At 62.5% G+C, this 22,064-nt stretch carries 20 protein-coding genes; 15 read left to right on the top strand and 5 right to left on the bottom strand.

The features are described 5' to 3' along the window. Position 1: 1 nt before the first annotated feature. Positions 2–913: a tRNA-modifying protein YgfZ gene (gene ygfZ, locus I6L48_RS00595; RefSeq protein ID WP_162726113.1), complete on the bottom strand. Its 912-nt coding sequence runs from the start codon at positions 911–913 to the stop codon at positions 2–4. A 113-nt stretch (positions 914–1,026) separates the two neighbouring features. Between ygfZ and I6L48_RS00590 the strand changes: the two genes are divergently transcribed. Together I6L48_RS00590 and I6L48_RS00585 are read left to right on the top strand one after the other, a co-directional pair. Next, a complete protein-coding gene (locus tag I6L48_RS00590) occupies positions 1,027–1,296 on the top strand; it encodes a succinate dehydrogenase assembly factor 2 (RefSeq protein WP_010675648.1) in 270 nt (89 codons plus the stop codon). Positions 1,297–1,354: 58 nt separating this feature from the next. Continuing rightward, complete coding sequence (locus tag I6L48_RS00585) at positions 1,355–1,726, top strand: protein YgfX (protein ID WP_109112035.1); 372 nt, start codon at positions 1,355–1,357, stop codon at positions 1,724–1,726. Positions 1,727–1,829: 103 nt separating this feature from the next. Here the strand turns inward: I6L48_RS00585 and nadB are convergent, their stop codons facing one another. Further along, positions 1,830–3,437: an L-aspartate oxidase gene (gene nadB / locus I6L48_RS00580; protein WP_048208412.1), complete on the bottom strand. Its 1,608-nt coding sequence runs from the start codon at positions 3,435–3,437 to the stop codon at positions 1,830–1,832. A 181-nt stretch (positions 3,438–3,618) separates the two neighbouring features. On the opposite strand from nadB, the gene rpoE reads away from it, so the two are divergent. The 10 genes from rpoE (at position 3,619) to pdxJ (ending at position 12,483) form a co-directional block, all read left to right on the top strand. After that, on the top strand, positions 3,619–4,200 hold the full coding sequence (gene rpoE, locus I6L48_RS00575) for an RNA polymerase sigma factor RpoE (RefSeq protein ID WP_010675645.1): 582 nt from the start codon (positions 3,619–3,621) through the stop codon (positions 4,198–4,200). A 22-nt stretch (positions 4,201–4,222) separates the two neighbouring features. After that, positions 4,223–4,810, top strand: coding sequence for a sigma-E factor negative regulatory protein (locus tag I6L48_RS00570; RefSeq protein ID WP_041211670.1), 588 nt, complete (start codon positions 4,223–4,225; stop codon positions 4,808–4,810). A 21-nt stretch (positions 4,811–4,831) separates the two neighbouring features. Beyond that, positions 4,832–5,812, top strand: coding sequence for a MucB/RseB C-terminal domain-containing protein (locus I6L48_RS00565; RefSeq protein WP_113068969.1), 981 nt, complete (start codon positions 4,832–4,834; stop codon positions 5,810–5,812). Positions 5,813–5,902: 90 nt separating this feature from the next. Next, on the top strand, positions 5,903–6,364 hold the full coding sequence (locus tag I6L48_RS00560) for a SoxR reducing system RseC family protein (protein ID WP_039040538.1): 462 nt from the start codon (positions 5,903–5,905) through the stop codon (positions 6,362–6,364). A 159-nt stretch (positions 6,365–6,523) separates the two neighbouring features. Further along, on the top strand, positions 6,524–8,317 hold the full coding sequence (gene lepA, locus I6L48_RS00555; RefSeq protein WP_010675641.1) for a translation elongation factor 4: 1,794 nt from the start codon (positions 6,524–6,526) through the stop codon (positions 8,315–8,317). A gap of 3 nt (positions 8,318–8,320) precedes the next feature. Continuing rightward, entirely contained in the window at positions 8,321–9,244 is a 924-nt protein-coding gene (lepB, locus tag I6L48_RS00550; protein ID WP_010675640.1) for a signal peptidase I, read from the top strand. Beyond that, on the top strand, positions 9,245–9,916 hold the full coding sequence (rnc, locus tag I6L48_RS00545; RefSeq protein WP_010675639.1) for a ribonuclease III: 672 nt from the start codon (positions 9,245–9,247) through the stop codon (positions 9,914–9,916). 61 nt (positions 9,917–9,977) lie between these two features. After that, positions 9,978–10,877 carry a GTPase Era gene (era, locus tag I6L48_RS00540; RefSeq protein ID WP_010675638.1) on the top strand — a complete coding sequence of 300 codons (900 nt, stop codon included), beginning with the start codon at positions 9,978–9,980 and terminating at the stop codon, positions 10,875–10,877. Continuing rightward, positions 10,878–11,588, top strand: coding sequence for a DNA repair protein RecO (gene recO / locus I6L48_RS00535; protein ID WP_039040537.1), 711 nt, complete (start codon positions 10,878–10,880; stop codon positions 11,586–11,588). A gap of 157 nt (positions 11,589–11,745) precedes the next feature. Then, positions 11,746–12,483: a pyridoxine 5'-phosphate synthase gene (pdxJ, locus tag I6L48_RS00530; protein WP_010675636.1), complete on the top strand. Its 738-nt coding sequence runs from the start codon at positions 11,746–11,748 to the stop codon at positions 12,481–12,483. Between the two features lie 141 nt (positions 12,484–12,624). On the opposite strand, the gene I6L48_RS00525 is transcribed toward pdxJ, so the two are convergent. The 3 genes from I6L48_RS00525 to barA form a co-directional block, all read right to left on the bottom strand. After that, positions 12,625–13,515, bottom strand: a complete 891-nt coding sequence (locus I6L48_RS00525) for an N-acetylmuramoyl-L-alanine amidase (RefSeq protein ID WP_216987686.1) — start codon at positions 13,513–13,515, stop codon at positions 12,625–12,627. A gap of 32 nt (positions 13,516–13,547) precedes the next feature. Next, positions 13,548–14,033 carry a DUF1456 family protein gene (locus I6L48_RS00520; RefSeq protein WP_010675634.1) on the bottom strand — a complete coding sequence of 162 codons (486 nt, stop codon included), beginning with the start codon at positions 14,031–14,033 and terminating at the stop codon, positions 13,548–13,550. 64 nt (positions 14,034–14,097) lie between these two features. Beyond that, on the bottom strand, positions 14,098–16,818 hold the full coding sequence (gene barA / locus I6L48_RS00515) for a two-component sensor histidine kinase BarA (protein WP_216987685.1): 2,721 nt from the start codon (positions 16,816–16,818) through the stop codon (positions 14,098–14,100). Between the two features lie 269 nt (positions 16,819–17,087). Here barA and rlmD point away from each other — a divergent pair, with 269 nt between their 5' ends. The 3 genes from rlmD to mazG all read left to right on the top strand — a co-directional run bounded on the left by rlmD (position 17,088) and on the right by mazG (position 21,938). Further along, positions 17,088–18,410 (top strand): 23S rRNA (uracil(1939)-C(5))-methyltransferase RlmD, encoded by a 1,323-nt coding sequence (gene rlmD / locus I6L48_RS00510; RefSeq protein ID WP_216987684.1) that lies wholly within the window; start codon positions 17,088–17,090, stop codon positions 18,408–18,410. A 349-nt stretch (positions 18,411–18,759) separates the two neighbouring features. Then, a complete protein-coding gene (gene relA, locus I6L48_RS00505; RefSeq protein ID WP_216987683.1) occupies positions 18,760–20,970 on the top strand; it encodes a GTP diphosphokinase in 2,211 nt (736 codons plus the stop codon). Between the two features lie 170 nt (positions 20,971–21,140). Then, a complete protein-coding gene (mazG, locus tag I6L48_RS00500; RefSeq protein WP_103259552.1) occupies positions 21,141–21,938 on the top strand; it encodes a nucleoside triphosphate pyrophosphohydrolase in 798 nt (265 codons plus the stop codon). Positions 21,939–22,064 lie beyond the last annotated feature (126 nt).

Below are 22,064 nucleotides of genomic sequence, written 5' to 3'. Positions count from 1 at the left end.
TTCAGTCGATCAACGCATAGGGCAGGGGTTGCAGACCGAGGCTGGAGCCCTCTTCCAGCTTGAGGCGGAAGCGGGCGTCGGCCTCGGTGTCCTTGGGCAGCACTGCGGTGAGCCACACCTGACCCTGCTGCTGCCAGGCGTTGAGCACCAGACCGCTGCGGCGCCAGTTGTCACCGAGCTGGATCTCCAGGGTGTCACCGCTGGCCACCTGCGTTGCGGCAGTGCCGCTCAGCACGAAGAGGGCGCGGTTGTTGGCGCCGCGATACTTGGCGCGCGCCACCGTCTCCTGCCCCATGTAGCAGCCCTTGTTGAAGCTGATGCCATCAAGGGCTTGCAGGTTCAGCATCTGGGGGATGTATTCCCCCTGATGGACCGCTTCCAGATGAGGGAGACCGGCTTTGATTTCCAGCCCCCACCAGAGTCCTTCGTCGCCCACCGGCAGGTTCAGGGCCAGCGGGGATGCGTTCGCCAGCAGCCAGCGGTCCGCCTCCACCCTGACTGCCATGCCGCCCTCCACCAGACCGGTGCCGGTCAGCGCGAAGTGCTGTGCCATCCAGTCGTCCGTCCCCTGACCGGCCAGTCCGGTCAGGCTGCCCTGAAACTCGCCGATCTCGACCTTGGCAAAGATCGCAAACTTCTTGAGCTCCGGCAGCTGGCGGGCCAGCACCGAGGGCTTGGTCAGCATCAGCAGGCTGTCTTCCAGGCAGAGCAGGCGAAAATCGCTCCACAGCTTGCCCTTGGGATCGCAGTGGCCGCCGAGGGTGCTCTGGCCCGGTTGCAGGGCGTTGACGTCGCAGGTGACCTGACCTTGCAGATACTTGGCGCGATCCGGGCCGCCGAGGCGGGTGATGGCCAGATTGGTCAGGGAAAACAGGGTCGGCTCGGCAGGAAGAAGAGGGGTCGGCAGGCTCACGATGGGATTCCAGAGACAGAAAGTATGTGACCTGCATGGTAAAGACGTAAGGAATGTTTGTCAGCCGGAAAATCCTGCTGCTACCATTCCCCGGTCTTTGTAAGGAGAGTTCCATGTTGAACCCAAGTGAGAAGTCCCGCCTGAAGTGGGCCTGCCGTCGCGGCATGCTCGAGCTGGATGTGATCTTTATGCCCTTCTTTGAGCACGAGTTCGATGGCCTCGGCGAGGCCGAACAGCGCACCTTCATCCGCCTGCTGGAGTGCGAGGATCCCGAGCTGTTCCGCTGGTGCATGGGTCACGGCGTGCCCGAGGATCCCGCTTTTGCCGCCATGATCCCCCTGATCCTCGAGCGCAACCAGGCCCGTCACGACAGCCTGCGCTGAGCCCGACTCGCGACCGCCACCCCTCATGGCCAGCCTCGCGTCTCCCCAGCGGGTAGTGATGCCCGTGATCGCCTCCCGCCAGCAGCGTCTGCTGCTGTGCATCCTGTTTCTGTTGCTGCTCTTGCCCGTCGCCAGCCTGATCCAGGGCTGGCAATGGGGGCTGTTCCTCCCTGTCTGGGGGCTGGGCCTGTGGCGCGCGTTGCGTCGCCATCCGGCGGCGAGCGGCGTGCTCGTCTGGGACGGGGAGTGGCTCGAGTGGCAAGGGGGGCGCCATCGGCTGGATCCCCGCAGCCGCATCCTGCCCGGGGTGCTCTGGTTGCGGCTGAAGACGGTGGAGGGCTCCGAGGGGCAGCTCTGGCTCTTCTCCGATGCCCTGGCCCCTGCACACTACCGCGCCCTGGCCCGCGCCATCCACCTCGCTGTCCGCTAGGAGCGTCTCTCTCTACCTGCCACATCTGCCGCTCATAGCAGATGACCCCGCCTGGGCGGGGTCATCTGGGAGAGGGCATACGCCCGAATCGAACGCAACGGCCTTATTCCCGATCCGGGGTCAGCACGGTCGGCTTGGAGTCCGGCTGCATGTCCGGATAATCCAGGTTGTAGTGCAGACCGCGAGACTCCTTGCGCTCCAGGGCGCAGTTGACGATGAGCTCGGCCACCTGCAACAGGTTGCGCAGCTCCAGCAGGTTGTTGGAGACCCGGAAGTTGGCGTAGTACTCCTGCACCTCCTGCTTGAGCAGATCGATGCGACGCTTGGCCCGGGCCAGGCGCTTGTTGGTGCGCACTATGCCCACGTAGTCCCACATCATCAGCCGCAGCTCGTGCCAGTTGTGCTGGATCACCACCTGCTCGTCCGAGTCATCCACCTGGCTCTCGTCCCAGGCCGGCAGGCTGGGGGGCGCCACGCTGGTGGGTAGCTTGGCCAGGATGTCGGCCCCCGCCTGGTGGGCATAGACCACACATTCGAGCAGGGAGTTGGAGGCCATGCGATTGGCGCCGTGCAACCCGGTATAGGTCACCTCGCCGATGGCATAGAGGCCGGGGATGTCGGTCTGGCCGTTGTTGTCGATCATCACGCCGCCACAGGTGTAGTGGGCCGCCGGGACGATGGGCATCGCCTCCTTGGTGATGTCGATACCGACCGCGAGGCAGCGCTCATAAATGGTCGGGAAGTGCTTGATGATGAAATCCGCCGGCTTGTGGCTGATGTCCAGATACATGCAATCCGCCCCGAGGCGCTTCATCTCGTGGTCGATGGCGCGGGCGACGATGTCCCGCGGGGCCAGCTCGGCCCGCTCGTCAAACTCCGGCATGAAGCGGCTGCCGTCCGGGCGGCGCAGATAGGCCCCCTCGCCACGCAGCGCTTCGGTCAGCAGGAAGTTGGGGTCGTCCGGGTGGAACAGGCTGGTGGGGTGGAACTGGTTGAACTCCAAGTTCGCCACCCGGCAGCCGGCGCGCCACGCCATGGCAATGCCATCGCCGGAGCTTACATCGGGGTTGGAGGTGTACTGGTACACCTTGGAGGCCCCGCCGGTGGCCAGCGCCACGAAGCGGGCGCGGATCACCTCGACCTGCTCGGCGTTGCGATTCCAGACATAGGCTCCCAGTACCTTGTTGCCCGGCAGACCCAGCTTGCGGGTGGTGATGAGATCGACCGCGTTGAAGCGCTCCATCAGCTGGATGTTGGGGTGGGCGCGCACCTGGTCGATCAGGGTGAGCTGCACCGCCTTGCCGGTGGCGTCGGCCGCGTGGAAGATGCGGCGATGGCTGTGGCCCCCTTCCCGGGTCAGGTGATAGTGGGATTCCCCCTCGGCATCCTCTTCCTGATCGAAGGGGACCCCCTGCTGAATGAGCCACTGGATGGAGTCGCGGGCGTTGCGGGCGGTGAACTCCACCACCGCCGGGTCGCACAACCCGGCGCCGGCGTTGAGCGTGTCGCTCACGTGGGATTCGATGCTGTCGGTCTCGTCGAACACGGCAGCGATGCCTCCTTGCGCATAGAGAGTGGCCCCCTCACTGATGGGCCCCTTGCTCAGAACCAGGACTTTGGCCTGGTCTGCCAATCGCAACGCGAGGGACAGACCGGCGGCACCGCTGCCAATGATGAGTACGTCGCAAAGGTATTCAACACTTGCTTTCATAAGTATCATTGGCCTGGATTAAGAACTGGCCCCATGGTAGCCCAAGGGGGGTTGTGATGCAGCCCGCATCACATTTTTTTCAATGCAAGCGAACTTTCCCTGATTCCTCCTGTCTGAACTTGTGCGCTTAGAAGGGGCCGGAAAAGAAAAACGATAACCTGATGGGGGTTTTACGGCTCTGATGAGCGACCAGAATCTACTGGACGAACAGCTGGTTGAACGGGTCCAGCGTGGCGATAAAAATGCATTCAACCTGTTGGTACGCAAGTACCAGCACAAGGTGGTCAACCTGGTGGCCAGGTATGTCAACAATCCGGGCGATGTACCGGATGTGGCGCAGGAGGCATTCATCAAGGCCTACCGTGCGTTGCCGACATTCCGTGGCGAGAGCGCGTTTTACACCTGGTTGTACCGGATCGCCGTCAACACGGCCAAAAACTACCTGACGTCACAGGGGCGCAGACCGCCCAGCAGTGATGTCGAAGCGGACGAGGCTGAATATTATGGTGGTGGTGAAGCCCTGCAAGAGGTGGCCACCCCGGAAAACCTGGCGCTGACCGACGAGATCAAGCGAACCGTGTTTACCGCCATAGAAGCCTTGCCAGAAGATTTGAGAACGGCGATCACCCTTCGTGAAATGGAAGGGCTGAGCTACGAGGAGATTGCGGAGATCATGGATTGCCCTGTGGGTACGGTGAGATCCCGCATCTTCCGGGCGAGGGAAGCAATCGATAAAAAGCTGCAACCTCTGATCGAGCATTAACTGGGGAAAGACAGGCAAACTTATGGCAAATAAAGAGCAACTTTCAGCCCTGATGGATGGCGACCTCAGCGAAATCGAGGTACTGAACGAGCTGGGAACGGATCCCGCTCTGCAGGATACCTGGTCGCGTTACCATCTGATCGGTGATGCCATGCGGGGTGACCTGCCGGTCAATCTGCAACTGGATCTCAGCGACAGCATCATGCTGGCGCTGGAGGATGAACCCGCCATACTGGCGCCCAAGCCGGCTCAGCCTGCTGCGCCCCAGGTGCAGCCCGCCGGCAAGGTGATCCCCTTCGTTCGCCGCTTTGGCCAGCAAGTGGGGCAGTATGCCATTGCCGCCTCCGTGGCTGCCGCCGTCATCTTCGGCGTGCAGCAGTACCAGGGCAAGGATGGTGTACCGACCAGCCCGGTGCTCAATACCATACCCGTGGGTGGCAGTGCTGCGCCGGTGAGCGTGCACTATCCCCAGGATGGCAGCCGGACCGGTGTGCGTCAGCAAGGTCTGAGCGAGCAGCAGATGCAGGAGCAGCGCGAGCGCATCAATGCCTTCCTGCGCGACCATCAACTGCAACAGCGTCTGCTGCAAGACAAGCAGATTCAGGAATAACGCATTTTTAGGGATCAGATCGTGCGCCAGTCCAGCCTTATCCTGCTGGCCTCTCTCCTGTTGATTTGTGCCAAGGCCTCGGCCGACGATCTGTCGGCCGAGGCCTTGTTGCAGCAGATGCAGAGTGCCGTTTCGCAACAAAACTTCGAATTGTCCATGGTCAAGGCCCGCCAGGGGCGCCTCGAGCCTATCCGTTTCAGCCACGGGATCATCGATGGCAAGGAGGTGGCTCACCTGAGCTATCTCGACGGCAAGGCCGTGGAGTTCCTGCAACGCCAGAACGAATACACCTTCTTCGAAAACACCCATGAACCCTACACCCTCAAGGGGGCGCGTTTCCCCGGGGTGTGGTCGAGCCTGGTAAGGATGCCGCTGCCCCGGGTGATGGAGAGTTATGACCCCGTGCTGGCGGGCCGCAGCCGGGTGGCCGGCCTGGTGGCACAAGTGGTGCGGCTGGTGCCCAAGGAGGCGGACAAGTACGGCTTCGTGCTCTGGATTGATGAACAGAGCCATCTGCTGCTACGGGTGGACATGGTGGATCGAGAGGGCAATCTGGTGGAGCAGGTGCTGGGGGTGGATCTGGACAGGCAATCTGCGCCAGCCCCCTGGCTGGTCACCCTGGCACGCAGCAAGCTGCCGGATGCGCTGGCGCTGGAAGATGCCTATCCCGCTCCCCAGCAGACCCTCAACTGGCACCTGACCTGGTTGCCCGATGGCTTCAAGGTGCTCTCTCAGGATCGGCATCAGCTGGTCAGCACCAGTCTGCCGGTGGATTACATGATGCTCTCCGACGGGCTGGTGGATCTCTCCGTCTACGTCTCCCGGGTCGATCCCAAGCAGGCGGTGCGCCAGCAGTTGATTCGCCAGGGGGCCACCTCGCTGGTGAGTTTCGTCAACGAGGTCGGGGTGGAGATCACCGTGGTGGGCGAGGTGCCCGCCGAAACCGCCAAGCGCATCGCCGAGGCAGTGCAGCCCCTGGCCCGCAACGAGGCGGTGCAGTGAGTCTTTGCCGTGAGACTTGCCCTGAGGGTGCCGCCGTGCTGAGATTCGGAGCATCCACCGCCCCCTGTGAGGAGTCATCAGGTGAGTAACATGAGTGAAGAGCTGGCCACAGTAGTGGCCATCGACGGCAATCACGCCTGGGTGGAGTGCGAGCGGCGATCCGCCTGCAGCGGTTGCCACCAACAATCCAGCTGCGGGACCGGCACCGTCGCCAAGGCCTTTCCCATGAAGGCGCAGCGGCTGCGGGTCGCCCTCACCGGTGATGTGGCGGTGGGCCAGCAGATCCGCCTGGGCATCCCTCAGGCCAGCATCCTGCGCGGTGCGGCTCTGGTGTACGTGCTGCCGCTCTTTTGTCTGCTGCTGGGCGCCCTGCTCGGCCAGCTCTGGCTGGTGCCGCTCTTGTCGGCGGGAGAGGGGGTGACCATCCTCTGCTGTCTGCTGGGCGGCGCCATCGGATTTTTACTGGTTCGTTACTTTTCTGACCGGCTCGAGCAGGGGGAATACGGTCCCCGCATGCTCGGGGTGGTGCTCAATACCCGTCATCTCTCCTGAGGGGCCGGGTCTGGCGGAGGGCATCCAGGTGCCCAACGCCCGCCAGACAAGGCGCTATTTGTGGGGCCCGCCGACTAAAGATTGGCCGTCGACCGGGTTATCCAGTAAAATCCTGCCCTCATATCCGACCCTAACTTAATTTTGAGTGATTCTTGCTCGATGAAACACATTCGTAACTTTTCGATTATTGCGCACATCGACCACGGTAAGTCGACCCTGTCGGACCGTCTGATCCAGACTTGCGGCGGCCTGTCCGATCGCGAGATGCAGGCCCAGGTGCTGGACTCCATGGATCTGGAGCGCGAGCGCGGCATTACCATCAAGGCACAGAGTGTGACCCTGAACTACCAGGCACAAGACGGTAACACCTATCAGCTGAACTTTATCGACACCCCGGGCCACGTGGATTTCTCCTACGAGGTTTCTCGCTCCCTGGCTGCCTGTGAAGGGGCACTGCTGGTGGTGGATGCCGGTCAGGGGGTTGAGGCACAGACTCTGGCCAACTGCTACACCGCCATGGAAATGGATCTGGAAGTGGTGCCGGTGCTGAACAAGATTGACCTGCCGGCCGCAGAGCCCGAGCGGGTTGCCGAGGAGATCGAGGACATTGTCGGCATCGACGCGGTGGACGCGGTGCGCTGCTCCGCCAAGACCGGCCTCGGTGTCGATCTGGTGCTGGAAGAGATCGTCGCCAAGATCCCGTCCCCGGAAGGGGATCCGGAGGCGCCGCTGCAGGCGCTGATCATCGACTCCTGGTTCGACTCCTACCTCGGGGTCGTGTCGCTCGTGCGGATCAAGAACGGTTCCCTGAAGAAGAACGACAAGATCAAGGTGATGAGCACCGGTCAGGTGTGGGGTGTGGATCGCATCGGTATCTTCACGCCGAAGCAGGTGGACACCGACGGCCTGGGTTGTGGCGAGGTAGGTTGGGTCGTCTGCGGCATCAAGGACATCCACGGTGCGCCGGTGGGGGATACCCTGACCCTGGCCAAGCACGGTGCCGAGAAGGCGCTGGCCGGCTTCAAGAAGGTGAAGCCCCAGGTCTATGCGGGCCTGTTCCCCATCTCCAGCGATGACTACGAGTCCTTCCGCGATGCGCTGGAGAAGCTCTCCCTCAACGATGCCTCCCTGTTCTACGAACCGGAGAGCTCCACGGCGCTGGGCTTCGGCTTCCGCTGCGGCTTCCTCGGGATGCTGCACATGGAGATCATCCAGGAGCGTCTGGAGCGTGAATACGATCTGGATCTCATCACCACCGCACCGACCGTGGTCTACGAGATCGAGCTGAACGATGGCTCCACCATCCACATCGACAGCCCGGCCCAGATGCCCGCCATCAACAACATCAAGGAGATGCGCGAGCCCATCGCCGAGTGCCACATCCTGCTGCCGCAGGAGTACATGGGCAACGTCATCACCCTCTGCATCGAGAAGCGCGGCGTACAGACCAACATGGTCTACCACGGCAAGCAGGTGGCGCTGACCTACGAGATCCCGATGGCGGAAGTGGTGCTCGACTTCTTCGACCGTCTGAAGTCCACCAGTCGCGGCTACGCCTCCCTGGACTACGGCTTCAAGCGTTTCGAAACCTCCGACATGGTCCGTCTGGACATCATGATCAACGGCGAGCGGGTCGACGCCCTGGCCATCATCACCCACAAGGAGAACGCCCAGTATCGCGGTCGCCAGGTGGTGGAGAAGATGCGCGAGCTGATCCCGCGCCAGATGTTCGACATCGCCATCCAGGCCGCCATCGGCAACCAGATCATCGCCCGCAGCACCGTCAAGGCATTGCGTAAAGACGTCACCGCCAAGTGCTACGGTGGTGACGTGAGCCGGAAGAAGAAGCTGTTGAACAAGCAGAAAGAAGGCAAGAAGCGGATGAAGTCTCTGGGCCGTGTGGACGTGCCGCAAGAGGCCTTCCTCGCCATTCTCCACGTCGGAAAGGATTAATCGATGGCAAGCACCTTTTCCCTGATCCTCGTCGTCGTCACCCTGCTGACCGGCATCATCTGGACGCTCGACAAGCTGGTCTGGGCCAAGCAGCGGGCGGCCAAGATTGCCGCCGCCCGTGCCAATGCCGGTCCGGATGTGGACGAGAAGACACTGGCCAAGGTGGCCCCCATGCCGGTCTGGATCGAACAGACCGGCGGGGTTTTCCCGGTGATCGCGCTGGTGCTGATCCTGCGCTCCTTCATCTTCGAGCCGTTCCAGATCCCGTCCGGCTCCATGATGCCGACCCTGCTGGTGGGCGACTTCATCCTGGTGGAGAAGTTTGCCTACGGCCTCAAGGACCCGGTGACCAACACCAAGTTCCTCGAGACCGGTGAGCCGAAGCGCGGTGATGTGGTGGTCTTCAAGTATCCGCTGGATACCCGGGTGGACTACATCAAGCGGGTGGTCGGCATGCCCGGCGATCGGGTCATCTATCGCAACAAGGAGCTGATGATCCGGCCCAAGTGCGATGAGCAGGAAGGGAAAACGTGCCCTGGCTTCCAGAAGCTGGACGTCAAGTTCGAGCAGCGCGGCGAGTTCAGCCAGATGGGGATCCCGCTGGATCGCTACACCGAACAGCTGGGCGATGTCTCCCACGAGACCTTGCGCAACCCGCTGATGCCGGACCTGGTGGACCGCTACTATCGCCAGCCCGGCACCTACCCCGACGAGTGGGTGGTGCCGGAAGGCCACTATTTCGTGATGGGTGACAACCGCGACAACAGCACCGACAGTCGTTTCTGGGGCTTCGTGCCCGAGCAGAACCTGGTGGGCAAGGCGGTCGCCATCTGGATCAGTTTCGAATTCGAGCGCGAGGAAGGGTCCAGCTTGCCGAGCTGGGTGCCGACCGGTGTGCGCTTCAACCGCATTGGCGGAATCAAGTAAATGAATATCAAGATGAACAGACTGCAGTCCCGTCTCGGGCATGTCTTTCAGGATCCTGAGCTGCTGACCCGGGCTCTGACCCATCGCAGCGCAGGGTCTCGTCACAACGAGCGCCTGGAATTTCTGGGGGACTCCATCCTGAGTCTGGTGATTGCCGATGATCTCTTCCACCGCTTCCCGCAGGCGGCGGAAGGGGATCTCAGCCGGATGCGCGCCACTCTGGTGCGCGAGAAGACGCTGGCCGAGCTGGGCCGGGAATTCGACCTCGGGGATCACCTGATCCTGGGGCCGGGGGAGCTGAAAAGCGGTGGTTTTCGCCGCGAGTCCATCCTGGCCGACACCGTCGAGGCGGTGATCGGCGCCATCTATCTGGACACGGATCTGGAGCGGGTGCGCAGCCTCCTGCTCGGCTGGTATGCCAGCCGCCTTGGCGAGATCAAGCCCGGGATCGAACAGAAGGATCCCAAGACCCGTCTGCAAGAGATCCTGCAGGGCAGCCGCAAATCCCTGCCGACCTACACGGTGACCAACGTCAAGGGCGAGGCCCACAACCAGGAGTTCACCGTCCAGTGCGAAGTGGATGGGCTGGATGGCCCCCTGGTCGGGATCGGCTCCAGCCGCCGCAAGGCCGAACAGGCCGCGGCGCAGCAAGCACTGGAACGGCTGTCATGAGCACCATGACGGATCCGGCACTGTGCGCTCTTTTCACTCCATCAGCATTGGGAACGCGGTCATGACAGATACCACCTATTGCGGCTTTGTCGCCATCGTGGGCCGCCCCAACGTGGGCAAGTCCACCCTGCTCAACAAGTTGCTCGGCCAGAAGGTCAGCATCACCTCGAAGAAGCCCCAGACTACCCGTCACCGGATCCTGGGGATCGACACCGAGGAGAACCATCAGACCATCTATGTGGATACCCCGGGTCTGCACATCGAGGAGAAGCGGGCCATCAACCGCCTGATGAACCGCGCCGCCACCAGTTCCCTCGGGGACGTGGCCATGGTGGTGTTCGTGGTGGACGGCACCCACTGGACCAAGGATGACGAGATGGTGCTGGGCAAGCTGCGCCACCTCAAGTGCCCCGTGGTGCTGGCGGTCAACAAGATCGACAACGTCAAGGAAAAAGAGGATCTGCTGCCGCACCTCGAGTGGCTGGGTCAGCAGATGAACTTTGCCCACATCCTGCCCATCAGCGCCGAGAAGGGCACCAACGTGGAGAAGATCCGCGAGTGGGCCAAGGATCTGCTGCCGGAGAACGTCCACTTCTTCCCGGAAGATTACGTGACCGACCGCTCTTCCCGCTTCATGGCCTCCGAGATCATCCGCGAGAAGCTGATGCGCTTCACCGGCGAGGAGCTGCCCTATTCGGTGACGGTGGAGATCGAGCGTTTCAAGGTCGAGGAAAACGGTCTCTACCACATCCACGGGCTCATCCTGGTGGAGCGCGAAGGCCAGAAAAAGATGGTCATCGGCAACAAGGGCGAGAAGATCAAGACCATCGGCACAGAGGCGCGCATCGACATGGAACGGCTGTTCCAGAACAAGGTGCATCTCGAGCTGTGGGTCAAGGTCAAGTCCGGCTGGGCCGACGACGAGCGGGCCCTGCGCAGCCTCGGGTATGGCGACGACTGATTGCTGACCCCGGCTTTCGTCATCCACAGTCGGCCCTATCGGGAGACCAGCCAGCTGGTCGAGGTCTTCACCCAGGATAGCGGTCGATTCACCCTGGTGGCTCGCGGTTCCCGCGGGCCACGCTCCTCTCTGAAGGGGCTGCTTCAGCCCTTTACCCTGCTCACCATTGCCTGGCGCGGCAAGGGGGATCTCAAGAACCTCACCCAGGTGGAGTGCCCGGATCACTCGTTGCGCCTCGGCGGGGATCGTCTCTTCTACGGCCTCTATCTCAACGAGCTGGTCTACTACCTGCTGGAAGCGCACACCCCCTTCCCCGAGGTGTTCGACGCCTATGCCCGCGCCATCATGGCCCTGGCGGACGGCGAGACCCCGGAGCTGCCCCTGCGCCGCTTCGAGTTCCTGCTGCTGCAGGCCCTGGGCTACGCGGTGGACTTCGAATATGCCGCAGACGACGACTCCCCCATCGACCCCACCCTGCTTTACGGCTTCGAGCGGGAGCTCGGCTTTGTCGCTTGCGAGCGGGCGCCGGATCCCCGTACCCTGTTCCTCGGCGCCCACCTGCTGGCCTTCGCCGAGGGGCGTTTCGACACGCCTCCCTTGCTGCAGGCGGCCAAGCGTTTCAGCCGGCTGGCGCTGCAGCCCTATCTCGGCAAGCGTCAACTGAAGAGCAGGGAGCTCTTTTTGAAGCGAAAAGGCAGTGTTTCAAGCTGATTTTTATTATCTGGTGATGTTTTGTGTTTATGACATCGCCTTTCATGAACAATAATGCTGTCGCCGTGGCCAGAACCGGCCTGCGGCGGCACATGGACAGAGGGGCGGGCTCCACCCGTCCCGGCATTCACAGATGACCTGTATCAAGGAGTAAGCAATGAGCGAGATCTACCTGGGTGTGAACATCGACCATATCGCCACCCTGCGCAACGCCCGCGGCACCCAGTATCCGGATCCGGTACAGGCCGCCTTCGTGGCCGAGCAGGCCGGTGCCGATGGCATCACGGTCCACCTGCGGGAAGATCGCCGCCACATCACCGACCGGGACGTGGAGATCCTGCGCCAGACCATCCAGACCAGGATGAACCTGGAGATGGCGGTGACCGAGGAGATGATCGGCATCGCCTGCCGCATCAAGCCCCACTTCGTCTGCCTAGTGCCGGAGAAGCGCACCGAGGTGACTACCGAGGGTGGTCTGGACGTGGCGGGCCAGCTGGACAAGGTGACCGATGCGGTGACCCGCCTGGCCGCCGTGGGCGCCCAGGTGTCGCTCTTTATCGATGCGGATCCGTTGCAGATCGATGCGGCCGCCGCGAGCGGTGCTCCCTTCATCGAGATCCACACCGGCCGCTACGCAGATGCCACCACGGATGCCGAGCGCAACGCCGAGTTCAAGCGCATCGCCGCCGGTGCTTCCTACGCCGCTGGCAAGGGCTTGAAGGTCAATGCGGGCCACGGCCTGCACTACCACAACGTCAAGGCTATCGCCGCCATCCCCGAGCTTTATGAGCTCAACATCGGTCACGCCATCATCGGTCGCGCCGCCTTCGACGGTCTGGCCAAGGCGGTCAGCGACATGCGTGCGCTGATGCAGGAAGCCCGTCAGGGGATCTGATGCCGCTTCGCAGGTATCGCAACCACAAGGGACGCTTCGGCGTCCCTTGTGGTTTTCAGGAGTGGAAGGCGGGGTGAACCCCGTGCTCATCTGGCATGGGGCCGGGCATCCGTGTGCAGAAGGCGAAAGGGAAGGGGCGTCTCAGCCTGGTTCCGGGAAGTAGCGCTCCAGCAGGGCGGTGAGGATGGCCTGGCACTCGGCATCCGGCTCGCCGGTGACCAGGGCGGGGCGAAAGTGAAGCTGGAAGGCGCGCAGGGCGGCGCGGCTCTGCTCATCCCAGGCGCCGTGCTGGGGGAGGCCGTAGCCGTAACGGGCAAGCTGTTGCTGCCATTGCAGCGCATCCCAGGGATTGAGCTGCGTCTGGCGCAGCTCGGCCACCCGGGCCTCGTCGGGCCAGGCGCCGACACCGTAGCGCAGGGCTAGCTCGCGCCAGGGGAACCGGGGGCCGGGATCCTGCTTGCGCTCGGGGGCGACGTCGCTGTGGGCCAGCACCTGGGTGGGGGGGATCTGGTAGCGTTCGACCAGATCCCGGGCGAGTGCGCCGAGGGCGGCGATCTGGGCAGAGGGATAGGGTTGCCAGTGTCTCAGATGGGCTGGCAGGGCCGCGTCTTTCTCGTCATACCCGAGATTCACTATCTCGATGCCGAGCGAACTGGCGTTGAGCCCGGCGTAGTGATGCCAGCGACTGCGTCCGGCGTGCCAGGCCCGCTGGCTGTCGGGCACCAGCTGGTAGACCGGGAACGGTTGCTCGTCGGTGTCGCGGGGGATCAGGTAGTGGGCGCTCACCTTGTGCTCCGGCTCGGTCAGCAGGCGCAGGGAGCGGGCATCCTCTTCATCCGTGTAGTGCAGGATGAGAAAGGCGATGCGCTCGTTCTGGCTGGCGCTCTGATGCTCCTGATTGAGCCGATAGGGTGCAGGCTGGCAGGCGCCGAGCAGCAGGATGAGGGGCAGTGACCAGAACCAGCGCGCCGCGAACCGACACGCACCGCCGCTCGCCGACGGGCGTGGAGTCAGCAGGCGGCGCCAGGCCATGGTCTAGCCTCGCACCTGGCCGGAGGCGGTCATCAGGGCCCGGGCCTGTATTTGGCGGTGAGGCCAATCAGGAAGTTGCGCAGGATCTGATCCCCGCAATCCTGATAGTGCTTGTGATCCCTGGCGCGGAACAGGGCGCTCAGCTCGGACTTGGAGAGGTTGAAGTTCGCGAGCTTGAGGGTGCCCAGCATCTCCTCTTCCTTGTAGTTGAGGCCGATGCGCAGCTTGCGCAGGATCAGGTTGTTGTTGATCCGGTTCGGGATCACCTGGGGCGGGGCATCTTCCCGCACACCGCGGCGCAGGGCGATGAAGCCGTCGAGGAACTGGCTCAGTGCCGAGTCCGGGCAGGCGGCGAAGCCCGCTTCCTGTGCCTCGCCCTCTTCGGCCTCTTTCATCAGCCAGCCGTGCAACTGGGCATGGGTGATGGCCAGATTGCCCTTGGCAAAGATCTCGACCATCTGGTCGTTGCTGATGCTGAGGGCATAGCGCAGGCGGCGTAGAATATCGTTGTTGGTCATGTTGACTCCTGTGGAAACGGCGCAGATGTTACCACCTGCCGCCTGTCCAGTCAGAAAAAGCGCCTCAGTCGGTCAGGGCCAGGTAGCGGGGAGCCTCCTGCCTCACCTGCGCCAGGGCATCCTGCAGCTCCAGCAATTCGGGTTCCAGATCGCTCACGGCGACCCCGTCGCGCAGCTGCTGCTCGAGCTGGGAGAGCAGGCGTTGCAGACCCGGCACCCCGGAGTAGGCGCAGCCACCGTTGAGGCGGTGGAGCTGGGCCAGCACGTCTGCATCGTCGGCACTCCCTTCCAGCGCCGCCGCCAGAATGGGCTCCACCTCGTCGAAGCTGGCCAGCAGCATGGTCAGCATCTCCCGGGCGAGGGCCGGCTTGCCGGCGGCCTGACGCACGGCAAGGGGCCAGTCTATCTGCTGATCCCCGTGATTCTGGTGCCGCCGGTGGGCGAAGTCGGTGATGAGCTGTGCCAGCATCCCCTCGTCAATAGGTTTGGCCAGGTAGTCGTCCATGCCCTGGCGAATGAGGCGCTCCCGCTCACCGGGAATGGCATGGGCGGTGACCGCGACGATGGGGGTCTCGGTGTTGAGGGAGTGGTGGCGGATCGCCTGGGTGGCGCTGATGCCGTCCATGACGGGCATCTGGATATCCATGAAGATGATGTCGAACGGCTGGCTCTGGGCCAGGTTGACCGCCTCCTTGCCGTTCTTGCACACCACCACCTCGGTCACCATCTCCTTGAGCATGGCGGCGATGAGCTTGAGGTTGGCGGCGTTGTCATCCACCGCCAGCACCTTGACCGCCTGCACGCTGCGCGGCGTCGGCGCGGGCAGGGGGGCACGGCGTACCGCCTCGGGGGAGAGCAGGGCGTGCAGCAACTTGCGATGGTTGATGGGCTTGGAGAGGCAGTGGACGGCGCCGTGGGCCAGCATGGCGTCGTAGAGGGCCGGCTCGTGGCTGCTGAGCAGTACTATGGTGTTCTGCTGGCCGTCCAGTCCGTCGAGACGGGCAATCACCTGCTGTGGGCTGTGCAGGGTGCTGCTGCCGATGAGCACCATGTCCTGGCTGCTCATCGGGGGCCACTCCTCGTCCACCGTCAGGGAGTGCACATCCAGGTGCCACTCTCCCAGGAGGGCGAGCAGGGAGGCGTGAGTAAAGGGATCCGGCTCCAGCAGCCAGACCCGCTTGCCCTGGATGCGATCCAGCGGAAGCCGCTCGCTCTGTGGCAGGGGAGAGACATCCAGATCCAGGTGGAACGAGAAGACCGACCCCTTGCCGAGTTCGGATTCGAAGCGGATCTGGCCCCCCATCTGCTGCACCAGCTTCTGGGTGATGACGAGCCCGAGCCCGGTGCCCCCATAGCGGCGAGAGATGGAGGAGTCTGCCTGGTTGAAGGCCTGGAACAACTGGCGCTGCTGCTCTTCCGAGATGCCGATGCCGGTATCGCGAATCAGTACCCGCAGGCGCACCTTGTTGCCGCTGGATTCCCCGGTCTGCTCGACACGCACGTCCACGTTGCCGCGCTCGGTGAACTTGATGGCGTTGCCGGTGAGGTTGGTGAGCACCTGCTGCAGGCGCATGGGGTCGCCGGTGAGGTAGTCCGGCACGGCGGCATCCACCTGGAGGGAGAGTTCGAGCTGCTTGTCGTGGGCGCTCGGCCCCAGCAGGTGCATGGTCTCGTTGAGGGTGTCCCGCAGGCTGAAGGGGATGTGCTCGAGCTGCAGCTTGCCCGCTTCCAGCTTGGAGAAGTCGAGGATGTCGTTGATGATCCCAAGGAGGTTGCGTGCCGACTTCTCGATGGTCTGCATGTAGTCGGTCTGGCTCGGGGTCAGGCTGGTCTTGAGCAGCTGGCGGGTGAAGCCGATGACCCCGTTGAGAGGGGTGCGCAGCTCGTGGGACATGTTGGCGAGGAACTCGGACTTGACCCTGGCCGCCTCCTGGGCGCGCTTCTTCGCCATGTCGAGCTCGACGTTCTGGATCTCGATCTGCTCGAGGGTCTCCCGCAGATCCGACGTCGCCTGATCGATGTTCTGTTGCATCTCCTCGTGATATTCGGAGAGCGCCTTGGCCATGGCGTTGATGCCGTTTTTCAGCATGTCCAGCTCGCCGGTGAGCTGGCCGCTGACCCGGGTATCGAGTCGCCCCTCCCTGATCCGGTGCACCGCCTGCACCATGTCGGTGATGGGCTGGGTCACGCTCTTGACCAGACGGAAGCCGAACAGGGCGCTGATGGCCAGCCCGATGAGCACGATGATGACCGCGAAGAAGGCGTCGCGGTACTGAAGGACGATGGCCCTGTCCGTGGCGAGCTGCATGGAGATGTAGCCGATGACCGGCGGCTCCAGATCGCTTGGCAGCGGGAAGCCGTCCAGGCTGGTCTCTGCCTGGATGGGGGTGCGCAGTATGATGTCATCGCCGTTGACGGAGACGCTGGTCAGGGCCGGGATGACGCTGCCGTCCGGCAGACGAAGCTGGCTGAAGTCCCTGTGGTAGTTGGACGTCACGAACAGCTGGTTCTCCTGGGTGAAGACGGCGATGGACTTGATGAAGGGCGAGTTCTTGCGATGGGTGAGCCCGATCAGCCGCTTGAGGGATTCTCGGCTGTGCTGTGTCATGCCGTATTCGCTGGCGATGGCCAGGGGCTCGATGATGTTGATGCCCTGATCGATGAGGTTGTTTTCCAGCTGCTGATAGCGGTGGAAGGTGAAATAGCCAGCGATGAGGCCGCCGATGATGAGGGTCGGCAAGATGGTGAAGGCCAGCACCCGGGCCCTGAGACCGTACTTGGTCATGCCGCCGACCCGCCTTTCGCAAGAGAAGCCATGATCCGGGGCGCATGCAGGCACCGGGGTCGGGCAGGCAATACAGTCACTGTCGCTGTACGGGGTCTCAGGCCGTATCCGGTCATATCAATGGGCCACTTTTGGTCAGAATGGACGATGGGGCGGATGCCGCGGCTGGGGTCCTCAGGCCGTATTTGGTCATACGATTATTCTTGTGGGACAATGGTCTGCCGCAGATTCCACAATCATGACATAGCCACCTATAGGCACCAAGTTTTATGGCCCAGTTTTTCAAGCCCCAAAAGAAATCCACCCAGCCCCAACGTATTGAATTTACGGTAGACAGTCTGGATCACCACTGTGTCGGCGTCGGCCGTCATCAGGGCAAGGCCATCTTCATCGAAGGGGCGCTGCCCGGCGAGGCCATCAAGGCCCGCATCATCGACGACAAGAAGCACTATGCCCACGCCGCCCTGCAACAGGTGGTGACCCCGGCGGCCAACCGGGTAGCCCCCTTCTGCGACCACTATCGCGAGTGTGGCGGTTGCAGTGCCCAGCACCTGGGAGAGGGAGATCAGCTGGCGGCCAAGGAGGCGGGACTGGTCAGCCTGTTCGAGCGCCTTGGCAACATCCAGGCGCCGGCGCTGGCACCTGCGCTGACGGGGGAGTCCCGCGCCTACCGCCGGGTCTGCCGTCTGGCCATCAAGTTTGACAAGAACGGTCGCTGCACCCGGGTGGGCTTTCGTCGTCGCCAGTCGAACGATCTGGTAGAGATTGCTGGCTGTCCTGTGCTGGCCGAGCCCCTCTCCGCCCTTATCGCCCCTCTGCGCGAATGCCTCAATCGGCTGAAGAGCCAGCGCGAACTGGGCCATGCGGAACTCATTCAGGGGGAGCAGGGCATTCTGATGCTGCTGCGCCACACCGGTCGCCCCACCGAGGCAGATCGGGCGCACTTGACCGAGTTTGCCACCGCCCAGGGGATAGACCTCTATCTGCAGGCGGCGGACGAGCAGATCGAACCTCTGCGTCAACAGTCTCAGCCAAGTTACACGCTTGATGGCCTGTCTCTTGCATTCGCTCCCGGCGACTTCATCCAGGTCAACGGGCCCGTCAACCAGCGCATGGTGGAGCAGGCATTGAGCTGGCTCGACGCGGGCAAGGATGACAAGGTGCTGGACCTCTTCTGCGGCATCGGCAACTTCACCCTGCCGCTGGCCCGTCAGGCCCGCGAAGTGGTGGGGGTGGAAGGGGAGCTCGCCATGGTGACGCGTGCACAGGAGAATGCCCGCCGCAACGGCATCGACAACGCCCGCTTCTACAAGGCGGACTTGAGCGGCGACATCGTGGGCATGTCCTGGGCCCGGGAAGGGTTCGATCTGGTACTGCTGGATCCGGCCAGACCCGGGGCGCTGGAGGTGATGAGCCACGTGGTGGCACTTTCCCCCAAACGGGTGGTCTATGTTTCCTGTAACCCGGTCACCCTGGCCCGTGACAGTCAGGTGCTGGTGCAGGGGGGCTACAAGCTGACCCGTCTGGGGATGCTGGACATGTTCCCCCACACCGGTCATCTGGAGTCCATGGCGCTGTTCGAACGGGGCTGAGTCGAGGCGACCGCATTATTCTGGATGAATCAAGATGCGGTCGTGATGATTTTTCGATGTGCATGATGCTGCCAGAGTGAGGTAAAACAGGTGTTTCTCGCTGCCTTCAACGGGCAGGGCAGCATGCGGTTATCTTGGTTTTCCAGCGGCGGCAGCGCTGTTTGAGCGGGAGTGATTAGGGTAATCTAGGTCGTCGATAGTGGATCGGATGCGGGGAAGAGCCCTGTCACCTTGCGCGGTGACATGCCTTGAAAACTCTTTCATGCATCCCCATTTGAGGCAGTCATCAGTTGATGAGGGGATAAGGAGAGCATTGGCTTTCGACCCCACACTTTTAAGGATTGATACCATGGTTGCGGTGCGCGATATTCATTTGAAAGACAATTTCACTCTGGATGAGTGGGTCAGTTCCCTTACCCTGAGTGAAAGTGACAAGAATCAGCTGCGAACCGTCTACCAGTATTGCCTGACCCTGGGTGACGAAGCGCTCACCAACCGCCTGCTGGTACGCGGGGTTGAGATGGTGGGCATCCTGCTGATGCTCAGCATGGATCTCGCCACCCTCAAGGCCGCCATTCTCTATCCCTTCGTCGAAGCCGGTCTCATCAGCCAGGAAAAGGTGAACGAGGACTTCGGCCCCAAGATCGCCAAGCTGGTGGAAGGGGTGCTGGAGATGGAGGCCATCCGCTCCCTGCAAACCCTTCACCGCAGCGAAACCTCGCCAGAGCAGGTGGACAACGTGCGCCGCATGCTGCTCGCCATGGTCGAGGACGTGCGCGCCGTGGTCATCAAGCTGGCGGAGCGCATCGCCTGCCTGCGTGAGGCGAAGAAGGCGGATGAGGAGACCCGGGTGCTGATGGCCCAGGAGATCACCAACATCTATGCCCCCCTTGCGAACCGCCTCGGTATCGGTCAGCTCAAGTGGGAGCTCGAGGATCTCGCCTTCCGCTACCTGCACCCGGACACCTACAAGCAGATCGCCAAGCAACTGGACGAGAAACGGCTCGACCGCGAGCGCTACATCCGTGAATTCGTGCAGTCTCTGCGCGATGCCCTGGCCGAGGCCGGCGTCGAGGCCGAGGTCTATGGCCGACCGAAACACATCTACAGCATCTGGCGCAAGATGCAGAAGAAGCACCTCGAATTCAACGAGCTGTTCGATGTGCGCGCGGTGCGGGTGATCACCAAGCGGCTGCAGGATTGCTACGCGGCGCTCGGTATCGTTCACACTCATTTCCACCATATTCCCCGCGAATTTGACGACTATGTCGCCAACCCCAAGCCCAATGGCTACCAGTCCATCCACACCGTGGTGGTGGGGGAGGAGGGCAAGACGGTGGAGATCCAGATCCGTACCGAGCAGATGCATCAGGATGCGGAGCTCGGTGTCGCTGCGCACTGGCGCTACAAGGAAGGGGCCCAGGCCGCTGCCAAGACCAGCACCTTCGAAGACAAGATCGAATGGCTGCGCAAACTCCTCGCCTGGCAGGAGGATCTCTCGGAGAGCGGCTCCTTGCTGGACGATCTGCGCAGTCAGGTGTTCGAGGACAGGGTTTATGTCTTCACTCCCAAGGGCGATGTCATCGACCTGCCGGCAGGGGCGACGCCGCTCGACTTCGCCTATCACGTGCACAGCATGATCGGTCACCGCTGCATAGGCACCAAGATCGACGGTCGTATCGTGCCCTTCACCTATACGCTGCAGACCGGCGACCAGGTGGAGGTGATCACCCAGAAGGAGCCGAACCCGAGCCGCGACTGGATGAACCCGAACGCCGGCTTCCTGCGCTCCAGCCGGGCGCGGGCCAAGGTGGCCACCTGGTTCAGAAAGCTGGACCGGGACAAGAACATCGCCGCTGGCAAGGAGCTGCTGGAGAAAGAGCTGGACAGACACAACCTCACTCTCTCGAAGGTGGACAAGGTGGTGCTGGAGCGTTTCCATGCGGAGGAGCTGGAAGATTTGCTGGCCGGTATCGGCAGCGGCGACATCCGCATCAACCAGCTGCTCAACTACCTCGACACCCGCTACAACAAGCCGACGGCGGAAGAAGAAGATCGCCGTCTGCTGGAGAAGCTGGAGCAGAAGGCCAATGTGCCCTTCCGCCCCAAACCCAAGGATCACATCGTAGTGGAAGGGGTGGGCAACCTGATGACTCACATCGCCCGCTGCTGCCAGCCCATCCCGGGGGACGCCATCCAGGGCTTCATCACCATGGGACGGGGGGTTTCCATCCACCGGGAGGATTGCGATCAGCTCAAGGAGCTGTCGCGTCGCAACCCGGAGCGTCTGATCGATGCGGTCTGGGGGGAGAACTACTCCGGCGGTTACGGTCTCACCATCCGCATTCTCTCCAACGACAGATCCGGCCTGCTGCGCGACATCACCACCGTGCTCGCCAACGAGAAGATCAACGTGATGGGAGTGCGTTCGCGCTCCAACGTGCGCGAGCAGACCGCCGAAATAGACATGGAGCTGGAGATTTACAACATCAACGCCTTCAACCGGGCGTTGGCCAAGCTCAGTCAGCTCAACGACGTGATCAGCGCCAAGCGGCTGTAATGCTCAACCGACCGGCCCCAGTGGCCGGTCTGCATTTTCTCCCTCCTTGTAGAGCATTGAAGACGGATATCACGCGCCCCATCTCCGGCCGCCATGGCGCCACATCATGTGGAGCAGTGGCGTGAGCGGATATTCATGAACCCATTTACTGAATCGAAAGTGAGTTGCCCATGTCCCAACGCTACGACCTTCCCCAACTGCTCGACATCATGGCCAGATTGCGTGACCCGAACGGGGGCTGTCCCTGGGATCTCAAGCAGAGCTTCCAGACCATAGTGCCGCACACCCTGGAGGAGGCCTACGAGGTGGCGGATGCCATCGAGAGCGAAGATTGGCAAGGGCTGAAGGGGGAGCTCGGTGATCTGCTGTTCCAGGTGGTGTTCTATGCCCAGCTCGGCAAGGAGCAGGGGTTGTTCGACTTTGCCGACATCGTCGATACCGTGAGCGAGAAGCTCATTCGCCGCCACCCCCATGTCTTCTCCGATGCCGACCTGGGTGACGAGCAGGCGGTCAAAGCGAACTGGGAGGCGGAAAAGGCCAAAGAGCGTGCGGCGCTCGACAAGGAGAGCGTGCTGGACGATATCCCCCTCTCCCTGCCTGCCCTGACCCGGGCAGCCAAGATCCAGAAGCGCTGCGCCACCGTCGGTTTCGACTGGAAGACGCTGGGGCCTGTGGTGGACAAGATCCACGAGGAGATCGAGGAGGTGATGGAAGAGGCGCTGATGGTCGACGTGGACGAGGCTCGGGTGAGCGACGAGCTCGGCGATCTCTTGTTTGCCACTGTCAATCTGGTGCGTCATCTGGGCAAGGATCCCGAGCAGGTGCTGCGGGCTGCCAACACCAAGTTTGAGCGTCGTTTTCGTCAGGTTGAACACTTTATTGCCGCAGAAGGTCTGAAAATGACGGATTGCTCCCTGGAGAGGCTGGACGAGGCCTGGAACAAGGCCAAGGAAACCGAACAAAGTTGATTTGGCGCAAGACGGGGCGGCGGGGAGCCTGATAGATTTTTGTTCATTGTTTGGGAGTGGGGGTTTTGGTATACTGTTTCCCCGTCCTGCTTCATCCCCGAAGCACCCCTTAAAATTCCCTAAACT

The organism is Aeromonas sp. FDAARGOS 1418 (assembly GCF_019048585.1).
In the GTDB taxonomy this organism is placed as follows: domain Bacteria; phylum Pseudomonadota; class Gammaproteobacteria; order Enterobacterales; family Aeromonadaceae; genus Aeromonas; species Aeromonas caviae.
The sequence above is the reverse complement of the archived record's forward strand: the minus strand, read 5'-3'. Positions and strand labels throughout refer to the sequence as shown.